We start from the raw sequence: 26,804 nt of genomic DNA on the forward strand, positions 1-26,804 counted from the left end.
CCTGGACATGGCTCGTCCCCGGACCGGGAGGGTGCCCCTCCCGGCCGGGGACGGCGGTGGTCGGGCCTACTCCTCGGGTGCGAGGACCCGGCCCGTGGCCGTCTCGGTGACGGTGATGGCGGCCATGGGGCACATGTCCGCCGCGTCGAGCAGGTACTGCGCGGGACCGGTCTCGGTCGCGCGGGCGGAGACCTTGCCGTCGCGGATCTCCAGGTGCTCCGGCGAGGTGCTCACGCACACGCCGGTGCCGATGCAGGCCGCGCGGTCGACGGCGACCGTCCAGGTGGTGGCCTCGGTGGCGTTGTTCACCAGGCCACCCGCAGCTTCTTCGGGCCGCGCACCAGCAGGCCGCGCTTCCACTCCACGCCCTCGTCGCCCTCGGCCAGGCGCAGGTTCGGGAACTTCGTGGTGATGACCTCCAGCATGACCTGGAGCTCCATCCGGGCGAGCTGCGCGCCGAGGCAGTGGTGCGGGCCGTGGCCGAACGCGACGTGCGGGTTCGACTCGCGGGTGAAGTCCATCCTCTCCGGCTCGGCGAAGACCTCGGGGTCGCGGTTGGCGCCGGGGATCGACGCCAGGATCGGCTCGCCCTCGCGGATCACGACGTTGCCGAGCTTGACGTCCTCGGTGGCGTAGCGGGGGAACAGCGCGGCCGGGTTGAGCGGGATGAACCGCAGCATCTCCTCGACGGCGGCCGGGATCAGCTCCGGCTGGGCCTTGAGCTGCTCGTAGTGCTCGGGGCTGGTGAGCAGGGCGTAGAGGAAGTTGGGGATGTGCGTGGAGACCGCCTCGGAGCCGGTCAGCAGCAGGCCGACGCTCGCGATCGACAGCAGCTCCTGCTCGGTGAGCTGGTCCTCGTCGTCGCGGGCGCGCACCAGGGCGGTGAGCAGGTCGTCGGTGGGCTCCTCGCGGCGCTTGGCCACCAGGGTGGCCATGTACGCGAACAGCTCCTCGGCCTGGGACATGACAGGCTTGGCCGTGTTGGTCAGGCCGTCGGTCCAGACCCGGAACTTGCCCCGGTCCTCGAAGGGCACGCCGATCAGGTCGCAGATGACCGCGATCGGGAAGGGCAGCGCGAAGTGCTCGACCAGGTCGACCGGCGAGCCGTGGGCGATCATGTCCTCGGCGCACTTCTCGGCGATGCGCACCGCGTGCGGGCGCATGGCGTTGACGCGCCGGGCGGTGAGCGCCTTGCCCGCGAGCTTGCGCAGGCGGGTGTGGTCCGGCGGGTCGAGGCCGACGATGCCCTCGTACGCCATCTCCTCTCGCAACCGGGGCTGGTCCTGGCCCTGCGCCGCCGCCCGGCTGAAGCGCGGGTCGGTCAGCACGGTCTTGGTGTCCTCGTAGCCGAGGGTTAACCAGGAGACCTCGCCGTAGGGCATCTGCACCCGGTTGACGGGCTCCTCGCTGCGCAGCTCGGCGTAGATGGGATCGACGTGGATACCCAGTTCCTCGCTGAACGGGTAGGTCCGGACCTGCTGGGTTGCTGTCATCCGTCTTCTCCTCCGGGTGCGCGGGAGCCTGCCCGACCACCGCGCGCCGGTCCCTTTGGGCCTGTGCCCGGAAGCCGTTCCCGGCTGCCACGTGAATGGCTCTGGGAAATTCCCGCCCCCGGTCGTCGAGAAAGACTAAGCACGTCGCGGAAGTCCGCTAAACCCCGGAAGTCCCCCTACGGTCCCCCTAGCCGCCCGGCGACCGCCCCGCCCCACCCCCGACCCCGACCACCGGTCAGCGGAAGCCCCGACCTGGGAGTTCGGTCCAGGTCGGGGCGCGGGGGTGGTGCGCGCGGGTCGTGGACGCGGGGCGGTGAGGGGTCGCGCAGGGGCCGCGCTAGGGGTTGCGCGGGGGCATTTCGCGCTTAAGGTCGCTCAGCGGAACCACCCGCGAACTTCCCCTCGTGCGTTCTCCGCGCGGCGCCCTCGCCTCGCGCCCCACTCGCCGCGCGCCGATCCGGCGCGCGGTCGGACGCGCATTTCCCAGCACCGCGGTCTTTCCGCGCCGCGGCCGTTCGAGCGAAAAACCGGGAAGACCGAAACGGAAGGTGCTCGCGCATGTCCCTGCCGCTCGCCGTTCTCCCGGAGGCGCCCCGCTTCCGGTCGTTGGGGCCCCACCACGTCGACGAGGTCGCGGCCAGGTACGCGCCGCGCCCGGACCTGCTGGAGGCGGTGCGGGTCATCTCGCAGGTGCTGCCGTTCCGGGTCAACGAGTACGTGCTCTCGCACCTGGTCGACTGGGCGCGGGTGCCGGACGACCCGATCTTCCAGCTGGTGTTCCCGCAGCGCGGGATGCTGGCCGAGGAGGACGAGCGCGAGCTGGCCGACCTGATGCGGGCCAAGGACAAGCGCGGGCTGCGGTCAGCGGTCGAGCGGGTGCGCGGCGGGTTGAACCCGCACCCGGCCGGGCAGAAGGAGCTCAACGTCCCGATGCTGGACGGGGAGGTGCTGCCGGGCGTGCAGCACAAGTACCGGGAGACGGCGCTGTACTTCCCGCAGCAGGGGCAGACCTGCCACGCGTACTGCACCTACTGCTTCCGCTGGGCGCAGTTCGTGGGCGACGCGGACCTGCGGTTCGCCGCGCCCGGCCCGGAGCTGCTGGTGCGCTACCTGCGCGAGCACCCGGCGGTGACGGACGTGCTGGTCACCGGCGGCGACCCGATGATCATGAGCACCGAGCGGCTGCGCACGCACCTGGAGCCGCTGCTGGCGGTGGACACCGTGCGCACGATCCGGATCGGCACGAAGTCGGTGGCCTACTGGCCGCACCGCTTCACCACCGACCCGGACGCGGACGAGGTGCTGCGCCTGTTCGAGCGCGTGGTGGCCTCCGGCCGCTCGCTGGCGGTGATGGCGCACTTCAGCCACCCGCGCGAGCTGGAGACGGACCTGGCCCGCGCGGCGCTGTCCCGGATCAGGGGCACCGGCGCGGTGGTGTACTGCCAGGCGCCGCTGATCAAGCACGTCAACGACGACTCGCGGGTGTGGGCCGACATGTGGCGCGGCGAGCTGTCGGCGGGCCTGGTGCCGTACTACATGTTCGTCGAGCGGGACACCGGTCCCCGCGAGTACTTCAAGGTGCCGCTGGCGCGCGCGGTCGAGATCTTCCAGGGCGCGTACCGGACGCTGCCGGGCCTGGCGCGCACGGTGCGCGGCCCGAGCATGTCGGCCACGCCGGGCAAGGTGCTGGTCGACGGGATCGAGGACGCGCCGGACGGCAGGCACTTCCGGCTGCGGATGGTGCAGGCGCGCGTCCCCGAGCTGGTGGGCCGCCCGTTCCGGGCCCGGTTCTCGGAGACCGCGTCGTGGCTGGACGAGCTGGAGATCGACCCGTCGACGCCCGCCGACCTGCTGGCCGCCGTGACCAGCTCGGTCCCGAAGAGCGCGCCGCAGACCGCGGCGCTCGGCTGAGCGCCCCTTCTCCGCGCTCGGCCGGGCGCCGCTCCCGGTCCCTCCCCCTCCCCCCTCCCGCGCTCCCGTTCCCCACTCCCCCACGACGAAAGGGCTCGGTGTGGCCGTCCGGAAGATCTCGCCCAACCTGGCGCTGGACCACCTGGTCTCGCTGCGCCAGGCCGCAGGCGAGCCGATCGTGCACCTGGGGTTCGGCGAATCGCGCCTGCCCGTGTTCCCCGGACTGGTGGAGCGGCTCGCCGAGGGCGCGGACCGCAACTCCTACGGTCCGGTGCCCGGCGCGCCCGGCGTGCTGCGGGCGTTCGCCGAGTACTGCGCGCGGCGGTCGCTGCCGACCGACCCCGACCAGGTGGTCGTCGCCCCCGGCAGCAAGGCGCTGCTGCTGGCGCTGCAGCTGGTCGTGCCCGGTGACGTGCTGCTGGCGCAGCCGTGCTGGGTGACCTACGCGCCGCAGGCGGTGCTGGCGGGCAAGCGGGTGTTCGGGGTTCCGGTGCCCGCCGAGTGCGGCGGCGTCCCGGACCCGGACGCGCTGCGCGAGCGGGTGCGGCAGGCCCGCGCCGAGGGCGGTGACCCGCGCATCGTCGTGCTGACCTCGCCGGACAACCCGACCGGCACCACCGCGACCCCGGACCTGGTGCGGCGGATCTGCGCCGTGGCCGAGGACGAGGACCTGCTGCTGGTGTCGGACGAGATCTACCGGGACGTGATCCACGACCCGGACTTCGAGTACCTGAGCCCGGCCGAGGTGTCGCCCTCGCGCACGGTCGTGATCACCGGGCTGAGCAAGAGCCTGGCGCTGGGCGGCTGGCGGATCGGCGCGGCCCGCTTCCCCGCCGACGAGGCGGGGCGGCGGATGCGCGCGGACGTGGCGTCGGTGGCCAGCGAGGTGTGGTCGACGCTGGCCGGTCCGATGCAGGCGGTGGCCGAGTACGCGTTCGACGAGCCCGTCGAGCTGGTGGCCAGGCGGGACGCGGACGCGCGGCTGCACGGCGCGGTGGCGAGGGCGGTGTGGCGGCTGGCCGAGGGCGCTGGCGCGCTGACCCGGCCGCCGACGGGCGGGTTCTACGTGTACCCGGACTTCGAGCCGCTGCGCGAGCCGCTCGCCCGGCGCGGCGTGGTGGACGGTGAGACGCTCCAGGCGCACCTGCTCGGCGAGTCCGGGGTGGCCGTGCTGGCGGGCGTGCACTTCGGCGACGACGCGCGGGCGCTGCGGTTCCGGGCCGCCACGAGCGTGCTGTACGGCGGCACCCGCGAGGAGCAGCACGCGGCGATGGCGGCGGCGGACCCGACGACCGTGCCGCACGTGGCCGAGGCGCTGGCCGCGATCGAGCAGGCGTTCACCAAGCTGAGCGCGGGCTGAGGGGGTTGGGGATGGGCGTGCCGACCGCGATCGCGTTCCCCGGCATGGGGCCGGTGCAGTTCGCCGACGTCGCGAAGTTCACGCTGCTCAACCCGTTCGGGCGGGAGCTGCTGGGCGTCGCGGACGAGGTGCTGGGCGGCGACCTGTTCACCGCGCTGCGGGAGAGCGGGTCGGACTACTCGGCGGCGGCGCAGGTGGGGTTCCTGGTGAACTGCCTGGCGCTGGCCCGGTGGGCCGAGCACGAGCACGGGTTCGCGCCGGAGCTGGTGGCCGGGGCGAGCTTCGGCGGGAAGGCCGCGGCGATCCACTCCGGGGCGCTCAGCGCCGAGGAGGGGATCTGGCTGACCGCCGAGCTGGTGCGGGTGGAGACGGAGTACTTCGCCGCCGAGCACGGCGACGTGGTGACGCTGTCGTTCGCCCGCACCGCGCCGGACGTGCTGGAGGCGGCGCTGGCGGAGCTGGACGACTGGCACGAGCTGTCGTGCCGGGTGGACGTGGACTTCGCGATGGTCTCGCTCAAGCGCGACAGGGTGGCGTGGTTCTCCGACCGGTTGCGGGCGGCGGGCGGGCTGCCGCTGTACGAGATGGACCCGCCGCTGCACGTGAGCCTGTTCACCGGGTTGCGCGACCGGATCGAGCGGGAGCTGCTGTCCCAGGTGACGTTCCGCGACCCGGTGGTGCCCGTGGTGGCCGACCAGGACGGGACGGTGCGCACCACGGCCGAGGGCGTGCGGGCGGTCCTGCTGGACGGCGTGGTGCGGACGGTGCGGTGGCCGTCGGTGGTGGCGACGCTGCGCGAGCGCGGTGTGGAGCGGCTGTGCGTGGCGGGGCAGGACTCGCTGTTCGGGCGGGTGGCGGTCACGCGGGACAACTTCGAGGTGCTGGCGGCGACGCCGAGGCTGGCGATGCGGCCCCGCAAGCGGCCCGCGCTGGTGTGAGGGAGCTGGCGGGCCCGGCGCGGTGACGCGTCGGGCCCGCCCGCCGTCGGACCGCTGATCCGGAACCACGGGCGCGAGAACACAGGCGCGGGAACACGGCGCGAGAGCGCGGGCGTGAGACCACAGGCGCGAGACGATCAGGAGGACACATGGCCCTGCGCGAGACCGATCCCGTGCTGCACGCGCGTTTCCTGCGCGGGCTGGCCGCCAACCCGGACGGGGTGGCGCTGCGCCTGCCGGACGGGCGGGCGGTCGGCTACCGGGAGCTGCACGAGCTGGCCCTGTCCTGGGCCGGGGCGCTGTGGGCGGCGGGGAGCCCGCCGGTGGTGGGGGTGCTGGCGGACAAGACCCTGGAGTCGTACGCGGGCCTGCTCGCGGTGCTCTACTCCGGGGCGACCGCCGTGCCGCTGCACCCGGAGTTCCCCGCGTCCCGCACCCGGCGGATGCTCGACGCGGCCGGGGTGTCCGCGCTGCTGGTGGACGAGGCCGGGCTGACCGCGCTGGAGGCGCTGGGCCCGGAGTCGGCGATCCCGGTGTACGCGCCGCTGGCCGCGCAGGTCGGCGACCACAAGTTCCTGCCCGGCGCCGACCCGCTGGACGCGCCGGTCGACGTGCGGCCCGAGGCCACCGCCTACGTGCTGTTCACCTCCGGCTCGACCGGGCGCCCCAAGGGCGTGCCGACCACCCACGCGAGCGCCGACCACTACTTCTCCGTGATCGAGGAGCGGTTCGACTTCACCTCGGCGGACCGGTTCTCCCAGTCGTTCGACCTGAACTTCGACTGCGCGGTGTTCGACCTGTTCTGCGCGTGGGGCGCGGGCGCGCAGCTGCACCCGATCCCCGGAACCGCCTACCGGGACCTGCCCGCGTTCGTGGCCGAGCGCGGGTTGACGGTGTGGTTCTCCACCCCGTCGGCGATCACGCTGGTGCGCCGCATGGGCGGGCTGGGCGCGGGGTCGATGCCGGGGCTGCGGTGGAGCCTGTTCGCCGGTGAGGCGCTGCGCCAGGCCGACGCGCAGGACTGGCTGGCGGCGGCGTCCGGGTCGGGGCTGGAGAACATCTACGGCCCGACCGAGCTGACCATCACGATCACCGGCCACCGCTGGGGCCCGGACTCGCCGTCGTTGTGCCTGAACGGGTTGACGCCGATCGGCGAGGTGCACGCGGGCCACGACTGGCTGCTGCTGGGCGAGGACGGCGAGCCGGACGGGGTGGAGGGCGAGCTGTGCGTGACCGGCGCGCAGCTCACCTCGGGCTACCTGGACGCGTCCGACGACGTCGGCCGGTTCCTGGAGCACGACGGGCGCCGCTGGTACCGGACCGGCGACCGGGTGCGCAGGCACCCGGACGGCGCGCTGGTGTACCTGGGCAGGCTGGACTCGCAGGTGCAGCTGGCCGGGTGGCGGGTGGAGCTGGCCGAGGTGGAGCACGCGCTGCGCGGGTGCGACGGGGTGCTGGACGCGGTCGCGGTGACCAGGCAGGCCGGGGACGGGCTGGAGCTGGTGGTGTACTACACCGGGTCGCCGACGCCCGCGCGGCTGCTGTCGCGGGAGCTGCGGGACGTGCTGCCCAAGGGCATGGTGCCGCGCGACTACCGGCACGTGGCGGAGTTTCCGCTCAACTCCAACCGCAAGGTGGACCGGGGCGAGCTGACCAGGATGGCCGCGAGCTGACGGAACCTCTGTCGCGCAACGACTCCACCACCGCGAAGGCCCCGACTCCCTGCGGAGTCGGGGCCTTCGCCGTTGTCCGTGGTCAGCGCTTGCCGCTCCTGGCGAGCAGCGCGGCCCGGTCGACCTTGCCGTTGGCCGTGGTGGGCAGCTCGTCGAGCACCTGGACCTTCTGCGGCACCATGTAGTCCGGCAGCGCCTCCATGCAGAACGCCTTGAGCTCCAGCTCCTCCAGCTCCGCGACACCGGCCGACAGGGTCACGTAGAGCACCAGCACCGGTTCCCGCTCGGCGAGGGGCAGCAGCACGGCGGTGGCCGCGGCGACGCCGGGGAAGTCGGTGGCGCGGCGCTCGATCTCGCCCAGCTCCACCCGGTTGCCCCGGATCTTGACCTGCGAGTCGGCGCGCCCGACGAAGTACAGCTCGCCGTCCTCGCCGAGGCGGCCGAGGTCGCCGGTGCGGAACACGACCTGGCCGGAGCGCGGGTTGAGCGGGTCGGGCACCAGGGCGCGGGCGGTGGCCTCGGGGTCGTCCCAGTAGGCGGTGAACAGGGCGCCGCTGCGCAGGTGGATGTGGCCGACCGCGCCGACCTCGGAGACCGCGCCGCCGTCCTCGTCGTCGATGAGGGTCATCTCGGCGCCGGGGTGGGCGTGCCCGATGGACAGCTCCTCCACGTCGGGGCCGAGCGGGTCGGGGACGTCGGTGAAGGAGGCGGCGACGGACTCGGAGCTGCCGAAGCAGTTGACGATCCGCAGGCCGGGCAGCACCTCGCGCAGGGTCCGCAGCTCGGGCAGCGGGAACTTCTCGCCGGAGTAGAGGATGCCCTTGATGCCGCCGCCCAGCTCGGCGAGGAGCTCGGTCTCGTGCTTGAGGACGGGGCGCCAGATCGACGGGACGCCGTCGACCTGGGTGGCGCGCGAGTCGTGCAGGAACTGGAGGAACCGGCGCGGCCAGCGCAGCAGGTCGCGCGGGACCGGGACGACGGACGCGCCGCTGCCCAGGGCGAGGCCGATGTCCAGCAGGGAGAAGTCGAACTGGAGCGGCGGGGTGGTGGCGACCCGGTCCTCGGCGGAGACGATGCCGTGGGCGAGCATCCCCCGGAAGAACGCGAGGATCGCGCGGTGGCTCATCACGACGCCCTTGGGGCGGCCGGTGGTGCCCGAGGTGAAGATCATGTACGCCGGGTCGGCGGGGGTGATCTCCCTGCGGTGCCGGACGCGGGGCAGCGGCGCGCGGTCGACGGCGAGCCCGTCAGGGCCGAACCGGGCGAGCCCGACCGACTCGGGCAGCCCCTCGCGGCGGCCGGTGTCGGCCTGGAGGTGCAGCGCGGGCTCGACGGTGTCCACGATGGCGCGCAGGCGTTGCGCCGGGGTCTCGGGGCTGACCGGGATGTAGGTCAGGCCGAGGGTGGAGCACGCCAGGAGGGCGGTGACGGACCAGGGCGTGGTGTCGGACTCCAGGATCACCCGGTCGCCGACGTCCAGGCCCAGCTCGTCCAGCCGGGCGGCGAGCGAGGTGACCCGGCGCTCCAGCTGCCGGTAGGAGATCGTGCCGACCTCGCCGTTGGCGCACTCGACGACCGCGGGCGCCTCGGGGGTCAGCCGGGCTCCCGCGAGCAGGAATTCGTGCAGCGTCGCGACTGATTCCTGCGCGCGCGCGAATACTTCTCGGACCATGCTCCGGAACACCTCTCAACCACGGTCGAAGTCACACGGTGAAAAGACTCGCCCCGACGCTATCAGCGCAGGTAGAAGACCTGCCCCCGAGTCAAACCCCTAGCGCCCCCCTAACCGCTGGAATCACCCCCCGACCTGGTGCGGAAATCATTCCGGAAGGGTTTTTGCGGTGCTAGCTTCGGGATGAGCCGGACCATTGACCCGTGAGGTGGACGTTCCATGTGGGACCAGCGTTTCGAGGAAATCCTGCGCAAGCACCTGCCGTTCGCCGAGCCGGGTGACGAGCTGGCCGAGGACGCGGACCTGCGCGACCTCGGCCTGGACTCGCTGGCGATGGTGGACCTGCTGGCGGACCTGGAGAAGGGCTTCGCGGTGCGCTTCCGCGACGACGCGCTGAAGGCCGCGACGTTCCGCACGCCGAGCACGCTGTGGGCGGCGCTGTCGGGGCTGCTGGAGCCGTCGGCCTGAGCGGGGGGCGGCACGGTGCCGGGCTGAGCGCCCGACGCGGAAGGGGGAGGTCCCGGACGGGACCTCCCCCTTCGCCGCGCTCGGGGTGGGCGGCTCGGCCGCCGGACCTCGATCGCGCCGCGCCCTACAACCCCTTCAGGAACTCCAGCAGCACCCGGTGGAAGTGCTCCGGGTTCTCCGCGTGCGGCAGGTGGCTGGAGTCCGGGATCACCTCGTAGCGGGCGCCGGGGATCAGCTCGTGGAACGGGGCGGTGGCCCCCTCGGTGATCTCGTCGTGCTCGCCGCGCAGCACCAGGGTCGGGGCGGTGATGTTCGGCAGGAGGGGGATCACCGAGTGGTCCTTGAGGGTGCCGGTGATGTGGAACTCGTTGGGACCGTTCATGGTCCCGTACACCGTGGGGTCCGCCGAGATCTCCAGCAGGCTGGCCTCCAGCTCTGCGGGCACCGGCTGGACGCGGCACACGTGCCTCCGGTAGAAGACCTCGCTGGCCGACCTGTACTCCGCGCTGTCGGTGGTGCCCGCCGCCTCGTGGCGCAGCAGGCGCTCGTTCACCACCGGCGGCAGGGTCTTGCGCAGCTCCGCCAGCTCCTCGATCCACAGCGGGTACGAGGCGGGCGCGTTGGCGATCACCAGGCCCTCCAGGCCCTCCGGCCTGCGGGCCGCCCACTCGGCGACCAGGACGCCGCCCCAGGACTGTCCGAAGAGGACGTTCCGGTCGGCGATGCCGAGCGCCTCCAGCAGGTTCTCCAGCTCGTCCAGGAACAGCTCGGACGTCCAGAAGTCCCCACCCCGGTCCCGCAGGTGGGTGGAGCCGCCGTTGCCGAGCTGGTCGTAGTGCACCACCGGCCAGCCGTCGTCGACCAGGCGGGTCAGCGGCAGCAGGTAGTCGTGGGTGCTGCCGGGACCGCCGTGCACCGCGACGACCGGCGGGCGGTCGCCGTCCAGGTCCCCGGTGACCCGGTACCACGTGCGGTACGGCCCGAACGGCACCGCTCCCTTGGCGCTGGGGACCATCAGGTCGCACTTCCCCTCGTGTAGAAAACCCCGGTGTGACAAGGAGGAGGGGGCGCGCGGACCGGCGCGCGCCCCCGGTCCCGCCTACAGGCCGCGCGACCAGTCCCGGACGGCGTCGGCGGTGGCGGCGACGGTCGACTCCATCATGGTGAAGTGGTCGCCCGGCACCTCCACGAGCTGGTGCGGCGCCTCCCACACCGCCCGCCAGGTGCCGTCGCCCTCCTCGCCGGTCAGCGACTCCTGCGGGCGGACGAACAGCACGGGCGCGGCCAGGTCCGCCACCGGGCAGCCCGGCAGCAGCTCCGAGTAGCGGCCCATCGCGGAGAGCCGGGCGCTGCCGAACTCGCCGAACTCCGACTCCCGCGCCAGCAGCGAGTTCATCATGGCCCCGAAGAACGTGGCCGACGTGTCGCCGGTGGTCGGGTAGGTGTCCAGCAGCGCGACCCCGGCGGGGCCGTGCCCGTCCCGCTCCAGCAGCGCCGCCGTGGCCTGCGCGAACAGGCCGCCGGAGGAGTAGCCGATCAGCACGTACGGGCGCCCCGCCTCGGCGATCGGGCGGATCGCCTCGGCGAAGTGCCCGGCCGCCGCCGCTGCGGTGGCGGGCAGCGCCTCACCGCGCTGGAAGCCGGGCGTGGGCAGCACGAGCACGTCCCGCTCGTCCCGGAACCGGGCGGCGAAGCGGGCGTACTGCTGCGGCCCGCCCAGCGCCATCGGCGAGGCGAAGCACACGATCACGGGCCCGCCGTCACCGCTGGTCAGCCGCACCGGCGGCTGGACCGGACCGGCCTGCGCGACGCTCTCGAACGAGTCGCGGACGTGCGCCGCCGCGCTGATCAGGGCGAGGCCCTGGGCGACCCGGCCCGCGTCCACCGCCTGCCGGAACAGGGCGCTGAGCGTGTCCTCGCCCGACTCGGCCCGCGCCGGTGCGGCCTGGGCCGTCCCGGCGGCGGGCGCCGAGGCCAGCTCGACGCGCAGGTGCGCGGCGAGCAGGGCGGGCGTGCCGTGGTCGAACACCACCGAGGTGGGCAGCCGCAGGCCGGTCGCGGCGCCGACGGCGTTGCGCAGCTCCACGGCGGTCAGCGAGTCCAGGCCCAGCTCCACGAACGCCCGGTCCGGCTCGACCGAGTCGGGACCGTCGTAGCCGAGCACCGAGGCCGCGCAGGTGCGGACCAGCAGCCGCAGCCGCTCGTCCTGGCTCTCGTCGTCCAGCCCGGCGAGGGCCCTGCGCAGGACGTCCGGGTCGGCCGTGGCCTGACCGCCCGAGGAACCCGCGCGGCGGGTGGGCAGCAGGCCGGTGAGGATCGGCGGGACCTGGCCGGGCGCGGCGTCCCTGAGGTCGAACCGGACCGGCGCGACCACGGGCGCGGGCAGCGCGCACGCCGCGTCGAACAGGGCCAGGCCCTCCGGCTCGGCCAGCGGCAGCACGCCGCCGCGCGCCATGCGGCCCCGGCCGGAGTCGCCGAGCGCGCCGGTCATGGCGCTGTCGGCGGCCCACAGGCCCCAGGCCAGGGACTGCGCGGGCAGGCCCGCCGCCCTGCGGTGCGTGGCGAGCGCGTCCAGGAAGGCGTTGGCCGCCGCGTAGTTGGCCTGCCCCGCGCCGCCGAGCAGGCCCGACGCGGAGGAGAACAGCACGAACGCGGTCAGGTCGGTGGTCAGCTCGTGCAGGTTGAGCGCCGCGTCGACCTTGGGTCGCAGCACCGCGTCGACCCGCTCGGGGGTGAGCGAGGCGAGCACGCCGTCGTCCAGCACACCGGCGGTGTGCACGACGGCGGTGACCGGGTGGGTGGCCAGGAGCCCCGCCAGGGCGTCCCGGTCGGCGGCGTCGCAGGCGAGGACGTCGACCCGCGCGCCGAGGGCGGTCAGGTCGGCGGCCAGCTCGGTGGCGCCGGGCGCCGCCGGGCCGCGCCTGCTGGCCAGCACCAGCCGCCGCACGCCGTGCGCGGTGACCAGGTGCCTGGCGACCAGCGCGCCGAGCGCCCCGGTGCCGCCGGTGACCAGCACGGTGCTGTCCGCGTCGAACGAGCCGCTGGGCTCGCCGACCGCGACCGCCCGCGCCAGCCTGGCGGCCCGCAGCTCGCCGCCGCGCGCCACCAGCTGCGGCTCGCCGGACGCGAGCGCCTTCGGCAGCGCCCGCGCCGACTCGTCCTCGCCGTCCAGGTCGACCAGGACGACCCGGTCGGGGTTCTCGGACTGGGCGGAGCGGGTCAGGCCCCACACGGCCGCGCTGACCGGGTCGGAGCCGTCCTGCGCGCCCCTGGTGAGCACGAGCAGCCGGGCCGCCGCGCGGCGGGGCTCGGCCAGCCACGCCTGGAGGGTGGCGAGGGCGCGGTGGGCGGTGGCCCGGACGGAGGCGGCGTCGAGCGGGCCGCCGGGCGCGAACTGGACCACGACCACGTCGGGCCCGTCGGCGTCGTCGGTGGCGTGGCCGAGCGCGGTGAGGTCGGTGTGCGCCTCCACCTCGCAGCCCTGCGCCTTGAGGGCCGCGCCGACCCGCAGGTCGTCGCCGCCGAGCAGGGCCCAGCGGCCGGTGACCGGCTCGGCGGTGACCCGCGCGGGGGTCCACTCAAGCTGGTGCAGGGCGTCGCCGCGCGGGGCGGTGCGGCCGGTGAAGGGGCGCAGCGCCAGCGAGCGCACCGACACCACCGGGGACCCGGTGTCGTCGGCCAGCTCCAGCGCGGCCTCGTCCCGGCCGAGCAGGGTGATCCTGGCCCGCAGCGCGCCCGCGCCCTCGGCGTGCTGGGCGACGCCGGAGAAGGCGAACGGGAGCGCGGTGGGCGCGTCGGCGCCGCGCAGCAGGCCGATGGCCTGGACGGCGGCGTCGAACGCGGCCGGGTGCAGCCCGAACGCGCGGGCGTCGGCGGTGGCGGCGCCGGGCAGGGCGATCTCGGCGAACAGCTGCTCGTCCCCGGCCTGCCAGACCCGGCGCAGGCCCTGGAACACCGGGCCGTAGACCAGCCCGGCCTCGGCCATCTCCGGGTAGAGGCCGTCGACGTCCAGCTCGGTGGCGCCGGGCGGCGGCCACTCGGTGAGCGCGACCCCCGGCTCCGGCGCGTCGGGGACCAGGACGCCCTCGGCGTGCGTGGTCCACGGGTCGTCGTCGGCCGCGTCCTGCTCCCGGCCGTGCACGGTGACGGCGCGGTGGCCGTTCGCGTCCGGGGCGGAGACGCTGACCTGGACGCTGACCCCGTCGTCCTCGGGCAGCGCCAGGGGCGCGTGCAGGGTCAGCTCGGCCAGCGCGCCGCAGCCGACCCGCTTGCCCGCCTGGAGGGCCAGCTCGACCAGGCCGGTGCCGGGCACCAGGACCGCGCCGCCGACGGCGTGGTCGAGCAGCCACGGGTGGGCGTGCCGGGAGAGCAGGCCGGTGGCGAGCAGGCCGCCGGTGCCGGGGAGGGTGGTGGTGGCGGCCAGCAGCGGGTGCGCGGCGGCGCGCAGGCCGGTGGAGGTGACGTCGCCGCCCTCGGTGGCGCCGTCCATCCAGTAGCGCCTGCGCTGGAACGCGTAGGTGGGCAGGTCGACGCGGCCCGCGCGGCGACCGGCGTAGAACGCGGTCCAGTCCGCCGACGCGCCGGTGACGTGCAGCCTGGCCAGCGCGGTGGCGGCGGTGGTGGCCTCGTCGTGGCCCTTGCGCTGGGCCGGGACGAGGGTGGCGGTGGTGCGGTCGGCGGCGAGGCCGGTGAGCACCCCGTCCGGGCCGATCTCCACGAACCTGGTGGCGCCCGCCGACTCCAGCGCGGCGAAGGCGTCGTCGAAGCGGACGGCCTGGCGCACGTGCCGCACCCAGTGGTCGGCGGTGACCAGGTCGTCGCCGGTGGCGGGCGCGCCGGTCACGGTGGACACGACGGTGATCACCGGCTCGTGGTAGGCGATCTTGTCGGCGACCTCGCGGAACTGCGCGAGCATCGGCTCCATGAGCGGCGAGTGGAAGGCGTGCGAGACGCGCAACCGCTTGCTGCGCCTGCCGTCCAGGGCGGCGGCGACCTGCCCGACCGCGTCCTCGGCGCCGGAGACGACCACCGAGGTGGGGCCGTTGACGGCGGCCACGCTGACCCGCTCGTCAAGCAGGGGAAGGACTTCCTCCTCGGTGGCCTCGACCGCGAGCATCGCGCCGCCGGACGGGAGCGCCTGCATCAGCCTGCCGCGCGCGGCGACCAGCTTGCAGGCGTCCACCAGGGAGAGCACGCCCGCGACGTGCGCGGCGGCGATCTCGCCGATGGAGTGCCCGGCCAGGAAGTCCGGTCGCACGCCCCAGGACTCCAGCAGCCGGTAGAGGGCGACCTCGAACGCGAAGATCGCGGGCTGGCTGTACCCCGTGCGGTCCAACAGCTCCTGGTCGTCGCCGAGGACGACCTGGTCGAGCGGGCGGTCGAGCAGCGGGTCGAAGTGGCCGCAGACCACCTCGAACGTCTCGCGGAAGACCGGGAAGGCCTCGCGCAGCCCGCGCCCCATGCCGATCCGCTGCGCGCCCTGCCCGGTGAACAGGAACGCCAGCTTGCCGGAGCCCGCGCGGCCCCGCGCGGTGGTCGGGGTCTGCGCTCCGTCGAGCAGGGCGCGCAGCCCGGCCAGGAGTTCGGCGCGGTCGCCGCCGACGACGGCGGCCCGGTGCTCCAGCGCGGCCCTGCGGGTCGCGGCGGCCAGCGCCACCTCCACGTCGTCGTGCGGCGCGCCGTCCACGAACGCGAGCAGGCGCTCGGTCTGCTCGCGCAGGGCCTCGGCGGACTTCGCCGACACCACCAGGGCGACCGGGGCCGCGCTCTGGTCGGCGGCCGGGGCGGCGGGCGCCTCGGGCGCCTGCTCGGCGAGGTCGGGGGCCTGCTCGACGATGACGTGCGCGTTGGTGCCGCTGATGCCGAAGGACGACACGCCCGCGCGGCGCGGACGACCGGTCTCCGGCCACGGCCGGGCCTCGGTCAGCAGCTCGACCGCGCCCTCGCCCCACTCGACCTTCGCCGAGGGCTCGTCCACGTGCAGCGTCTTCGGGATGGCGCCGTGCCGCATGGCCATGACCATCTTGATGATGCCCGCGACACCGGCTGCGGCCTGGCTGTGGCCGATGTTGGACTTGATCGAGCCGAGCAGCAGCGGCTCGGGCCGGTCCTGGCCGTAGGTGGCGATGAGCGCCTGCGCCTCGATCGGGTCGCCGAGGGAGGTGCCGGTGCCGTGCGCCTCCACGGCGTCCACTTCGGACGGTCGAAGGCCCGCGTTGGCCAGCGCGGCGCGGATGACCCGCTGCTGCGACGGGCCGTTGGGGGCGGTGAGGCCGTTGGACGCGCCGTCCTGGTTCACCGCCGTGCCGCGCACGACGGCGAGCACCTGGTGGCCGTTGCGGCGGGCGTCCGAGAGCCGCTCCACGACCAGCGCGCCGACGCCCTCGGACCAGCCGGTGCCGTCCGCGCCGGAGGCGAAGGACTTGCAGCGCCCGTCGGGGGCGAGCCCGTTCTGGCGGGAGAACTCCACGAACGTCTCGGGCGTGGACATGACGGTCACGCCGCCGACGACCGCCAGCGAGCACTCCCCCGACCGCAGCGCCTGCGCGGCCAGGTGCAGCGCGACCAGCGACGAGGAGCACGCGGTGTCCACCGACACGGCCGGGCCTTCGAGGCCGAAGGTGTAGGAGATGCGGCCGGTGACCACGCTGCCCGCGTTGTGGCCGGTCAGGTAGTCGTGGTACATGACGCCGGCGAACACGCCGGTGGGGCTGCCCTTGAGCGAGGCGGGGTCGATGCCCGCCCGCTCGAACGCCTCCCACGAGGTCTCCAGCAGCAACCGCTGCTGCGGGTCGATCAGCACGGCCTCGCGGGGGCTGATGCCGAAGAACTCGGCGTCGAACTGGGCCGCGTCGTGCAGGAACCCGCCCTGCGCCACGTAGGTGGTGTCGGGCCGGGTGCGCGTCGGGTCGTGCAGCCTGCGCACGTCCCAGCCCCGGTCGGTCGGGAACGGGCCGATCGCGTCGGAGCCGTCGGCGACCAGGTCCCACAGGTCCTCGGGCGAGCGCACGCCGCCGGGGTAGCGGCAGGCCATGCCGACGATGACCACCGGGTCGTCGCCGGTGGTGGCGCGGACCGGGGCGGCGGCGCGCTCGGCGGGCGCGCTGCCCGCCAGCTCGCCCAGGACGTGCTGGGCGAGCACGCGCGGGGACGGGTGGTCGAAGACCAGGGTGGTGGGCAGCCGCAGCCCGGTGGCGGCGGAGACCGCGTTGCGGAACTCGACGGCGGTGAGCGAGTCGAAGCCGAGTTCCTGGAAGGCCCGGTCGGGGTCGACGGCGGTGGCGGAGGCGTGGCCGAGGACGGCGGCGGCCTGCGCGACGACGACGTCGAGCACGGCGTCGAGCGCCTGCTCCGCGCCCAGGCCCGCGACCCGCTCGGCCAGCTCGCCGGTGGGCGCGGCGCCCGCGGCGGCGGTGCGGCGGGTCGGACCGGCGAGCGCGCGCCACAGCGGGGCGAGCGCCTCGCCCTGGTTGCGCAGCCCGGCGGGCTCGACGCGGACCGGGGCGACGAGCGCGCGGCCCGAGGCGAGCGCGGCGTCGAACAGGGCGACACCGTCCTCCTCGGACAGCGCGAGGACGCCGCCGCGCGCCATGCGGGCGATGGCCTCGGCGTCCAGGCCGCCGGTCATGGAGCTGCCGTCCAGGTCCCACAGGCCCCAGGCGATGGAGGTGGCGGGCTGGCCGTTGGTCCTGCGGTGCTGGGCGAGCGCGTCCAGGTAGGCGTTGGCCGCGGCGTAGTTGCCCTGGCCGGGCGCGCCGAGCACGCCGGAGAGCGAGGAGAACACCACGAACGCGGACAGGTCACCGGTCAGCTCGTGCAGGTTCCACGCGGCGTCGGACTTGGGGCGCAGCACGGTGTCCAGGCGCTCGGGGGTGAGCGCGGTGACGACGCCGTCGTCGAGCACACCGGCGGCGTGCACGACGGCCGACACCTCGATCCCGTCCAGGGCGAGGGCGAGCGCGTCCCGGTCGGCGGCGTCGCAGGCCTTCAGCGCCACGCGGGCGCCCAGCGCCTCCAGCTCGGCCACGAACCCGGCCGCGCCCTCGGCGGCCAGGCCCCGGCGGCTGAGCAGGACCAGGTCCCGCACGCCGCGCGCGGCCACCAGGTGCCGCGAGACGACCTTGCCGAGCGCGCCGGTCGCGCCCGTGACGACGACCGCGCCCGAGCCGAAGCCGGGGTCCTCCGCGTCTGCGGGCGGGGTGGCGCGGACGAAGCGGGGGTAGTGGCCGACGCCGTCGCGGAACACCACCTGCGGCTCGCCGGAGGCCAGCGCGACCGGCAGCGCCCGCTCCAGGTCGGTCCAGTCGTCCAGGTCCACCAGCAGGAACAGGTCGGGGTTCTCGGCCTGCGCGGTGCGCACCAGGCCCCACACCGCCGCACCGGCCAGGTCGGGGGCGGCCTCGCCGCGCACCGACACCGCGCCCTCGGTCACCACGACCAGGTGCGACGCGGCGAACCTGTTCTCCGACAACCAGGTCTGGAGCACCGCGAGCACCCGGTGCACCTCGGCGCGCGCCGAGTCCGGGTCGGCGCAGCCCGCGATGGGCAGCACCACGACGCCGGGCGCCTCCGCGCCCACCTCGCCCCACGCGGTCCAGGTCACCGGGTCGGCGGCGCCCCGCTCCAGCGCGGTCCAGCCGACCTCCAGCAGCGAGCCCCGGCCGGTGGCGGCCCGCCCGGCGTCGCGGGCCTGGCGCAGCGCCAGCGCGTCGACGGTGAGCACGGGCGCGCCGGTCGGGTCGGCGACGGCGAGGGCGACGGCGTTGCCGGTGGGCGTGACGCGCACCCGCACCGACGACGCGCCGGTGGCGTGCACGGCGACCCCGTTCCAGGCGAACGGGAGCGTGGCGGGCCGGTCCTCGCCGCCGGTGAGCGCGATGGCGTGCAGCGCGGCGTCGAGCAGCGCCGGGTGCGCCTCGTAGCCGGTGGCGTCGACCTCCTCGGGCAGGGCGACCTCGGCGAACACCTCGTCACCGCGCTTCCAGGCCGCGCGCAGGCCCCGGAACGCGGGCCCGTACTCCAGCCCGGCGGACGCCAGGCCGTCGTGCAGGCCGTCGAGGGCGACCACCTCGGCGCCGGTGGGCGGCCACTCGGTGAGCGCGGCGCCCGCCGGGGCTCCGGGGGCCAGCACGCCGGTCGCGTGCCGGGTCCACGGGTCGCCGGGGGTGGCGTCGTCGCGGGAGTGCACGGCGAGCGCCCGGCGGCCGGTCTCGTCCGGCGCGTCCAGGGTGACCTGCACCTGGAGCGCGGCGTCGTCCGGCAGCGCGAGCGGCGCGGCGAGCGTCAACTCCTCCACCGAGCCGCAGCCCACGGCCGCGCCCGCCCTGGTGGCGAGTTCGAGGAAACCCGTGCCGGGGAACAGGACCGCGCCGCCCACGCGGTGGTCGGCCAGCCACGGGTGGGTGCGGGTGGAGAGCCTGCCGGTGAGCACGACGGTCCCGGAACCGGCGACGGTCATGGCCGCGCCGAGCAGCGGGTGGTCGGTGGCGTCCATGCCCGCGCCGACCGGGTCGCCGACGACGGCCGGGTCGTCCATCCAGAACCGCTCGTGCTGGAAGGCGTAGGTGGGCAGGGCGACGCGCCGCGCGCCACGTCCGGCGAAGAAGGCGGCCCAGTCGACCGGGACGCCGTGCGCGTGGACCTGGGCGAGCGCGGTGACCAGCGCGGCGGTCTCGGCGCGGTCTCGGCGCTGGGCCGCGACGAGGGCGGCCCGCTCGGCGGTGGCCTGGGCCATGCCGGTGAGCACGCCGTCCGGGCCGACCTCCAGGAACCGGGTGGCGCCGCGCGCGGTCAGCTCCCGGACGCCGTCGGCGAACCGGACGGCCTGGCGCACGTGCCGCACCCAGTAGTCGGCGGTGACCAGGTCGTCGTCGGTGGCGAGCGCGCCGGTGACGGTGGAGACGACGGCGGTGGTGGGCGCGTGGAAGGCGATCGTGGCGGCGACCTCGCGGAACTGCGCCAGCATCGGCTCCATGAGCGGGGAGTGGAAGGCGTGCGAGACGCGCAACCGCTTGGTGCGACGGCCTTCCAGCTTCGCGGCGATCCCGTCCACCGCGTCCTCGGCGCCGGAGAGCACCACGGCGGTCGGGCCGTTGACGGCGGCCAGGCCGACCCGGTCGGTGAGCAGCGGGAGGACTTCCTCCTCGGTGGCCTCGACGGCGAGCATCGCGCCGCCGGTCGGGAGCGCCTGCATCAACCGGCCGCGCGCGGCGACGAGCTTGCAGGCGTCTTCGAGGGAGAACACGCCCGCGACGTGCGCGGCGGCGATCTCGCCGATGGAGTGGCCCGCGAGGAAGTCCGGCTTGACGCCCCAGGATTCGAGCAGGCGGTAGAGGGCGACCTCGAACGCGAAGATCGCGGGCTGGCTGTAACCCGTGCGGTCCAACGACTCCTGGTCCTCACCGAGCACGACCTCGGCGAGCGGGCGGTCGAGCAGCGGGTCGAACAGCGCGCACGCGGCGTCGAAGGACTCCCGGAACACCGGGAACGCCTCGCGCAGCCCGCGTCCCATGCCGACCCGCTGGGAACCCTGGCCGGTGAACAGGAACGCCAGCGCGCCGTGCGCGGCGGTGCCCCGCACGAGCGCGGGCGAGGTGTCGCCGTCGACCAGGGCGCGCAGCCCGGCGAGCAGCTCGTCGCGGCTCTCGCCGACGACCACGGCCCGGTGGTCCATGCCCGAGCCGGGGCGCACGAGGGCGAGCGAGTGGGCCAGGTCGAGCGGGTCGACCCCGTTCTCCACCAGCGGGATCAGCCGCGCGGCCTGGTCGGGCAGCGCGCTCGCGGCGCGGGCCGACAGCAGCCACGGCAGCGGGGCGGCGGGCTGCTGCGGGACGCTGGTCACGGCGGGCGCGGCGACCTCGGGGGCCTGCTCGACGATCACGTGCGCGTTGGTGCCGCTGATGCCGAACGAGGAGATGCCCGCGCGGCGCGGGCGGCCGGTCTCGGGCCAGGCCAGCGCGTCGGTGAGCAGCTCGACCGCGCCCGCGCTCCAGTCGACGTGCGTGGACGGCTCGTCCACGTGCAGGGTCTTCGGGATCACGCCGTGGCGCATCCCCATGACCACCTTGATGATGCCCGCGACACCGGCGGCGGCCTGGGTGTGGCCGAGGTTGGACTTGATCGAGCCGAGCCGCAGCGGTTCGTCCCGGTCCTGGCCGTAGGTCGCCAGGAGCGCCTGGGCCTCGATGGGGTCGCCGAGGGTGGTGCCGGTGCCGTGCGCCTCCACGGCGTCCACATCGGACGGTCGCAGGCCCGCGTTCGCGAGCGCCTGCCGGATGACGCGCTGCTGCGACGGGCCGTTCGGGGCGGTCAGGCCGTTGGACGCGCCGTCCTGGTTCACCGCCGTGCCGCGCACCACGGCCAGCACCTCGTGCCCGTTGCGGCGGGCGTCCGAGAGCCGCTCCAGCACGAGCACGCCCACGCCCTCGGACCAGCCGGTCCCGTCGGCGGCGTCGGCGAACGGCTTGCAGCGCCCGTCCGGGGCGAGCCCGCGCTGGCGGGAGAACTCCACGTACATCTCCGGCGTCGCCATGACGGCCACGCCGCCCGCGAGCGCCAGCGAGCACTCCCCCGACCGCAGCGCCTGCGCCGCGAGGTGCAGCGCGACCAGCGACGACGAGCACGCGGTGTCCACCGACACCGAGGGCCCTTCGAGGCCGAAGGTGTAGGACACCCGGCCGGTGACGACCGCGCCGGAGCTGTGGCCGGTGACGTAGTCGTGGTACATGACCCCGGCGAACACGCCGGTCGAGCTGCCCTTGAGCGAGGCGGGGTCGATGCCCGCCCGCTCGAACGCCTCCCACGAGGTCTCCAGCAGCAACCGCTGCTGCGGGTCCATGATCACGGCCTCGCGCGGGCTGACGCCGAAGAAGCCGGGGTCGAACAGGGCGGCGTCGTCCAGAAACCCGCCCTGCGCCACGTAGGTGGTGTCGGGCCGGGTCGAGTGCGGGTCGTGCAGCTTGGCGACGTTCCAGCCCCGGTCGGTCGGGAACGGGCCGATCGCGTCGCGGCCGTCGAGCAGCAGCTCCCACAGGTCCTCGGGCGAGCGCACCCCGCCGGGGTAGCGGCAGGCCATGGAGACGATGACGATCGGGTCGTCGTCGGCGCGCTTGGTGGCCACGACCTCGGCCTGGCCCGCCGAGCCGGACAGCTCGGCGAGCAGCAGCTCGACCAGCGCGAGCGGGGTCGGGTGGTCGAAGACCAGGGTCGCGGGCAGCCGCAGGCCGGTCTCCGCGCCGAGGCTGTTGCGCAGCTCCACGGCGGTGAGCGAGTCGAAGCCGAGGTCCTGGAAGGCGCGGGCCGGGTCGACCGCCTCGGGCGAGCCGTGGCCGAGGACGGAGGCGACCCGCGCGCGCACGAGGGCCAGGACGGCGGCGCGGCGCTCCTCGTCGGTCAGGCCGGTGAGGCGGCGGGCCAGCTCGGAGCCGGTGGCGGCCGTCGCGGACCCGGCGCGCCGGGCGCGGCGGCGCACCAGGCCGTCGAAGGCGAGCGGGGCGTCGTCGCCGAGGGCGCGCAGGGCCCGCAGGTCGAGCCGGGCGGCGACGACGGCGGGCGCGGTGGTGGACACGGCCGCGTCGAGCAGGGCCATGCCCTCCTCGGCCGACAGCGGCAGGACGCCGTTGCGGGACATGCGGGCGAGGTCGCCCGCGTCGAGCGTCCCGGTCATGGCGCTCTCGACGCCCCACAGGCCCCAGGCGATCGAGGTCGCGGGTTGGCCGTTGCCCCGGCGGTGCTGGGCCAGGGCGTCCAGGTAGGCGTTGGCGGCGGCGTAGCTCGCCTGTCCGGGCGCGCCGAGCACGCCGGAGAGCGAGGAGAACACCACGAACGCGGACAGGTCGCCGGTCAGCTCGTGCAGGTTCCACGCGGCGTCGACCTTGGGGCGCAGCACGGCGTCCACGCGGGTCTCGTCCAGCGCGGTGACCACGCCGTCCGCCACGACCCCGGCCAGGTGCACGACGGCCGAGACGTCGACGCCGGTGAGCGCCTCGGCGAGCGCGTCCCGGTCGGCGGCGTCGCAGGCCTTCAGCGCCACGCGGGCGCCCAGCGCCTCCAGCCCGGCCACGAGCTCGGCCGCGCCCTCGGCGTTCGGGCCGCTGCGGCTGAGCAGGACCAGGTCCCGCACGTCGCGCTCGGCCACCAGGTGCCGGGCGACGATCCGGCCGATGGCGCCGGTCGCGCCGGTCACCACGACCGCGCCGGAGCCGAACCCGGCCCGCTCGGCGGCGTCGGGCTCGGTGGCCAGCCTGGCGGCGGACAGCACGCCGTCGCGCCAGGTCAGCTGGGGCTCGCCGGAGGCCAGGGCGGTCGGCAGCGCCCGCGCCAGGTCGGCGGCGGGCACGTCGAGCAGCAGGAAGCGGTCCGGGTTCTCGGCCTGCGCCGAGCGGACCAGGCCCCACACCGCCGCACCGGCCAGGTCGGTCACCGCGTCGCCGACCGCGCCCTCGGTGACCACGGCCAGCCGCGAGGCGGCGAACCGGTCCTCGGCCAGCCAGGTCTGGAGCGCGGAGAGCGCGCGGTGCACCTCGGCGCGCGCGGACTCGGGCGCCACGCCGCCGGACACCGGCAGCACCACCACGGGCGGGACCTCGTCGCCGAGTCCGTCCCAGGTGGTCCACTCCACGTCGTCGGCGGCGGTGGTGTCGACCGGCTTCCAGCCCAGCACGCGCAGCGGCGAGCGCCCGGCGGCGGCCGGGGTCGCGGCGGTGGTGGCGCGCAGCACCAGCGAGTCCACGGTCAGCACGGGCGCGCCGGTCGGGTCGGCGGCCAGCACCTCCACCCCGCCCTGGGCGGCCGGGGCGAGGCGCACGCGCAGGCCGGACGCGCCGGTGGCGTGCACGGTCGCGCCGGTCCAGGCGAACGGCAGGCCCCGGTGCTCCTCCAGCGCGCCGAGGCCGAGCGCCTGCAGGGCCGCGTCCAGCAGCGCCGGGTGCACGCCGAACCGCTCGGCGCCGTCCGGCTCGGGCAGCTCGACCTGCGCGAACAGCTCGTCGCCGCGCTTCCAGGCCGCGCGCAGGCCCCGGAACGCGGGGCCGTAGTCCAGGCCGCCCTCGGCGAGGCGCTCGTGCAGGCCGTCCAGCTCGATCGCCTCGGCGTCCGGGGGCGGCCACTGGGTCAGCTCGAAGTCGGCCCTGCGGCGGGACTGGGACAGCAGGCCGGTGGCGTGCGGGACCCACGGGGCGTCGGCGTCGCCGTCGTCCGCGCGCGAGTGCACCTCGAACGCGCGGGCGCCGGTGTCGTCGGGCGCGCCGACCGCGATCTGCACGCGGACCGCGCCGCGCTCGGGCAGCACCAGCGGCGCGGCGAGCGCCAGCTCCGCCACGGAGCCGCAGCCGAGGTCCTCGCCGACGCGGGCGGCCAGCTCCAGGAAACCGGTGCCGGGGAACAGGATCGCGCCCGCGATGACGTGGTCGGCCAGCCACGGGTGGGTGCGGGTGGAGAGCCTGCCGGTGAACACCGCTCCCCCGGACCCGGCCAGCGCGGTGGCCGCGCCGAGCAGCGGGTGGTCGGTGGAGTCGAGACCGGCGGCGGTGACGTCGCCGGTCGCGGTGGCGGACTCGATCCAGAACCGCTCGCTCTGGAAGGCGTAGGTGGGCAGCTCGACGCGGTGGGTGGCGCGGCTCGCGAAGACCGCCGACCAGTCGATCGGCACGCCGACGACGTGGGCCTGCGCGAGGGCGGTGACCAGGGCGGTGGTGTCGGCGCGGTCGCGGCGCTGGGTGGCGATGAGCGCGGACTGCTCGGCGGTGGCCTGGGCCATGCCGGTGAGCACGCCGTCCGGGCCGACCTCCAGGAAGCGGGAGACGCCCTGGGCGCGCAGGAAGGCGACGCCGTCGGCGAAGCGCACGGCCTGGCGGGCGTGCCGCACCCAGTAGTCGGGGGTGGTCAGGTCGTCGCCGGTGGCGAGCGCGCCGGTGACGGTGGAGACGACGGCGGTGCCGGGCGCGTGGAAGGTGAGGGAGGCGGCGACGGCGCGGAACTGCGCCAGCATCGGCTCCATGAGCGGCGAGTGGAAGGCGTGCGAGACGCGCAACCGCTTGGTGCGCCTGCCTTCCAGCTTCGCGGCGACGGCGTCGACCGCGTCCTCGGCGCCGGAGACGACGACGGAGGTGGGGCCGTTGACGGCGGCGACGCTGACCCGCTCGTCGAGCAGGGGGAGGACTTCCTCCTCGGTGGCCTCGACCGCGAGCATCGCGCCACCGGCGGGCAGCGCCTGCATGAGCTTGCCGCGCGCGGCGACGAGCTTGCAGGCGTCCTCCAGGGAGAGCACGCCCGCGACGTGGGCCGCCGCGATCTCGCCGATGGAGTGTCCGGCCAGGAAATCCGGCTTCACGCCCCAGGATTCGAGGAGTCGGAAGAGCGCGACCTCGAACGCGAACAGCGCGGGCTGGCTGAAACCCGTGCGGTCCAACAACTCCTGGTCGTCGCCGAGGACGACCTCGGCGAGCGGGCGGTCGAGCAGCGGGTCGAACAGGGCGCAGGTGGCGTCGAAGGACTCGCGGAAGGCCGGGAACGCCTCGCGCAGCCCACGCCCCATGCCGATCCGCTGCGAGCCCTGCCCGGTGAACAGGAAGGCGGTGCGGCCCGCGTCGACCGCGCCGCGCACGGCGTTGGCGGACAGCTCCCGCAGCCGGTCGGCGGCGCCTGCGGTGTCGGTGTTGTCGGTGGCGCCGTCCACCAGCAGCACGGCCCGGTGCTCCATCGCGGCGCGGGTGGTGGCCAGCGCCGCCGCCACGTCCACGGCGGCGGACGCCGGGTCCAGCTCGTCGGCCAGGCGCGCGGCCTGCGCGTCGAGCGCGGTCGCGGTGCGGGCCGACAGCAGCCACGGCACCGGCGTGCCCTCGGGCCAGCCGGTGCCCGGCTCGGGGTCCTGAGCGGGGTCGGCCTGCTCGACGATGATGTGCCCGTTGGTGCCGCTGACGCCGAACGAGGAGACGGCGGCGCGGCGCGGGCGGTCCAGCGCGGGCCACGGCTTGGACTCGGCCAGCAGCTCGATGTGCCCGGCCGACCAGTCGACGTGGCTGGAGGGCGTGCCCAGGTTCAGGGTCTTGGGCAGCACGCCGTGGCGCACCGCCATCACGGCCTTGATGATGCCGCTGACGGCCGCCGCAGCCTGCGCGTGGCCGATGTTGGACTTGATCGACCCGACCCACAGCGGGTGCTCGGCGGTGCGCTCGCGGCCGTAGGTGGCCAGGAGCGCCTGCGCCTCGATGGGGTCGCCGAGGGTGGTGCCGGTGCCGTGCGCCTCCACCAGGTCGACCTCGGTGGAGGACAGGCCCGCGTTGGCCAGCGCCTGCAGGATCACCCGCTGCTGCGCGGGCCCGTTGGGGGCGGTGAGGCCGTTGGAGGCGCCGTCCTGGTTGAGGGCGGAGCCGCGCACGACCGCCAGCACCTCGTGCCCGTTGCGGCGGGCGTCGGAGAGCCGCTCCAGCAGCAGGACGCCGACGCCCTCGCCCCAGCCGGTGCCGTCCGCCTCGTCGGAGAACGGCTTGCAGCGCCCGTCCGGCGCCAGGCCGCGCTGGCGGGAGAACGCGACGAACGCGCCCGGCGTGGACATGACGGTGACGCCGCCCGCGAGCGCCAGCGAGCACTCGCGCTCGCGCAGGGCCTGCGCGGCCAGGTGGATCGCGACCAGCGCCGAGGAGCAGGCCGTGTTGACCGTCAGCGACGGGCCCTCCAGGCCCATGGCGTAGGAGACCCGGCCGGAGATCACCGCGGAGGTGCTGCCGGTGCTCATGTACGCCTCGACCTCGTCGGGCAGGTCGGTGAGCCGGTCCCAGTAGTCCTGGCCGCCGCAGCCCAGGTAGACGCCGACCTGCTTGCCGCGCAACGAGTCCGGGTCGATCCCGGCCCGCTCCACGGTCTCCCACGAGGTCTCCAGGACGATCCGCTGCTGCGGGTCCATGGCCAGCGCCTCGCGCGGGGAGATGCCGAAGAAGCCCGCGTCGAAGTCGGTGGCGTCGTGGACGAACCCGCCCTCGCGGACGTAGCTGGAGCCCGGCCGCTCCGGGTCGGGGTCGACCAGCGCCTCGGTGTCCCAGCCCCGGTCCTCGGGGAACTCGGTGATCGCGTCCACGCCGTCGGCGACGAGGTTCCACAGGTCCTCGGGCGAGCGGACCCCTCCGGGGAAGCGGCAGCCCATGGCCACGATGGCGATCGGCTCCTGGTCCTCGGACTCGGCCTCGCGCAGGCGCTGGCGCGTCTGGTGGAGGTCGGCGGTCACCTTCTTCAGGTAGCCCAGGAGCTTCTCTTCGTTCGCCATCGTGGTCCTCACCAAGTCTGCCGTGCCGGAAG

The 26,804-nt window shown here is 75.3% G+C and carries 10 protein-coding genes; 5 read left to right on the forward strand and 5 right to left on the reverse strand.

What is annotated here, in order from left to right; all coding sequences use genetic code 11:
* Window positions 1-66: 66 nt before the first annotated feature.
* Both LV78_RS01065 and LV78_RS01070 read right to left on the reverse strand, forming a co-directional pair.
* On the reverse strand, window positions 67-309 hold the full coding sequence (locus LV78_RS01065) for a ferredoxin (RefSeq protein ID WP_253842617.1): 243 nt from the start codon (window positions 307-309) through the stop codon (window positions 67-69).
* Window positions 306-1,493 carry a cytochrome P450 gene (locus LV78_RS01070; RefSeq protein ID WP_253842618.1) on the reverse strand — a complete coding sequence of 396 codons (1,188 nt, stop codon included), beginning with the start codon at window positions 1,491-1,493 and terminating at the stop codon, window positions 306-308. The genes LV78_RS01065 and LV78_RS01070 overlap by 4 nt, the downstream gene beginning before the upstream one ends.
* A gap of 558 nt (window positions 1,494-2,051) precedes the next feature.
* Here LV78_RS01070 and LV78_RS01075 point away from each other — a divergent pair.
* From LV78_RS01075 to LV78_RS01090, 4 genes are all read left to right on the forward strand, one after another.
* Window positions 2,052-3,404, forward strand: coding sequence for a KamA family radical SAM protein (locus LV78_RS01075; protein ID WP_253842619.1), 1,353 nt, complete (start codon window positions 2,052-2,054; stop codon window positions 3,402-3,404).
* A gap of 100 nt (window positions 3,405-3,504) precedes the next feature.
* The gene (locus tag LV78_RS01080) at window positions 3,505-4,764 is read left to right on the forward strand and encodes a pyridoxal phosphate-dependent aminotransferase (protein WP_253842620.1); all 1,260 of its coding nucleotides are present in this window, start codon (window positions 3,505-3,507) and stop codon (window positions 4,762-4,764) included.
* An 11-nt stretch (window positions 4,765-4,775) separates the two neighbouring features.
* A complete protein-coding gene (locus tag LV78_RS01085) occupies window positions 4,776-5,702 on the forward strand; it encodes an ACP S-malonyltransferase (protein ID WP_253842621.1) in 927 nt (308 codons plus the stop codon).
* 149 nt (window positions 5,703-5,851) lie between these two features.
* Window positions 5,852-7,375, forward strand: a complete 1,524-nt coding sequence (locus LV78_RS01090) for an AMP-binding protein (protein ID WP_253842622.1) — start codon at window positions 5,852-5,854, stop codon at window positions 7,373-7,375.
* A gap of 82 nt (window positions 7,376-7,457) precedes the next feature.
* Here LV78_RS01090 and LV78_RS01095 read toward each other — a convergent pair whose 3' ends face one another.
* Entirely contained in the window at window positions 7,458-9,047 is a 1,590-nt protein-coding gene (locus LV78_RS01095) for an AMP-binding protein (protein ID WP_253842623.1), read from the reverse strand.
* 219 nt (window positions 9,048-9,266) lie between these two features.
* Between LV78_RS01095 and LV78_RS01100 the strand changes: the two genes are divergently transcribed.
* Window positions 9,267-9,515: a phosphopantetheine-binding protein gene (locus LV78_RS01100; protein WP_253842624.1), complete on the forward strand. Its 249-nt coding sequence runs from the start codon at window positions 9,267-9,269 to the stop codon at window positions 9,513-9,515.
* A gap of 124 nt (window positions 9,516-9,639) precedes the next feature.
* Here LV78_RS01100 and LV78_RS01105 read toward each other — a convergent pair whose 3' ends face one another.
* Together LV78_RS01105 and LV78_RS01110 are read right to left on the reverse strand one after the other, a co-directional pair.
* A complete protein-coding gene (locus LV78_RS01105; protein WP_253842625.1) occupies window positions 9,640-10,530 on the reverse strand; it encodes a proline iminopeptidase-family hydrolase in 891 nt (296 codons plus the stop codon).
* Between the two features lie 84 nt (window positions 10,531-10,614).
* Entirely contained in the window at window positions 10,615-26,787 is a 16,173-nt protein-coding gene (locus LV78_RS01110) for an SDR family NAD(P)-dependent oxidoreductase (RefSeq protein WP_386935576.1), read from the reverse strand.
* Window positions 26,788-26,804 lie beyond the last annotated feature (17 nt).

The sequence above is a fragment of the Actinosynnema pretiosum genome, from assembly GCF_024171695.1.
Lineage (GTDB): Bacteria > Actinomycetota > Actinomycetes > Mycobacteriales > Pseudonocardiaceae > Actinosynnema > Actinosynnema pretiosum.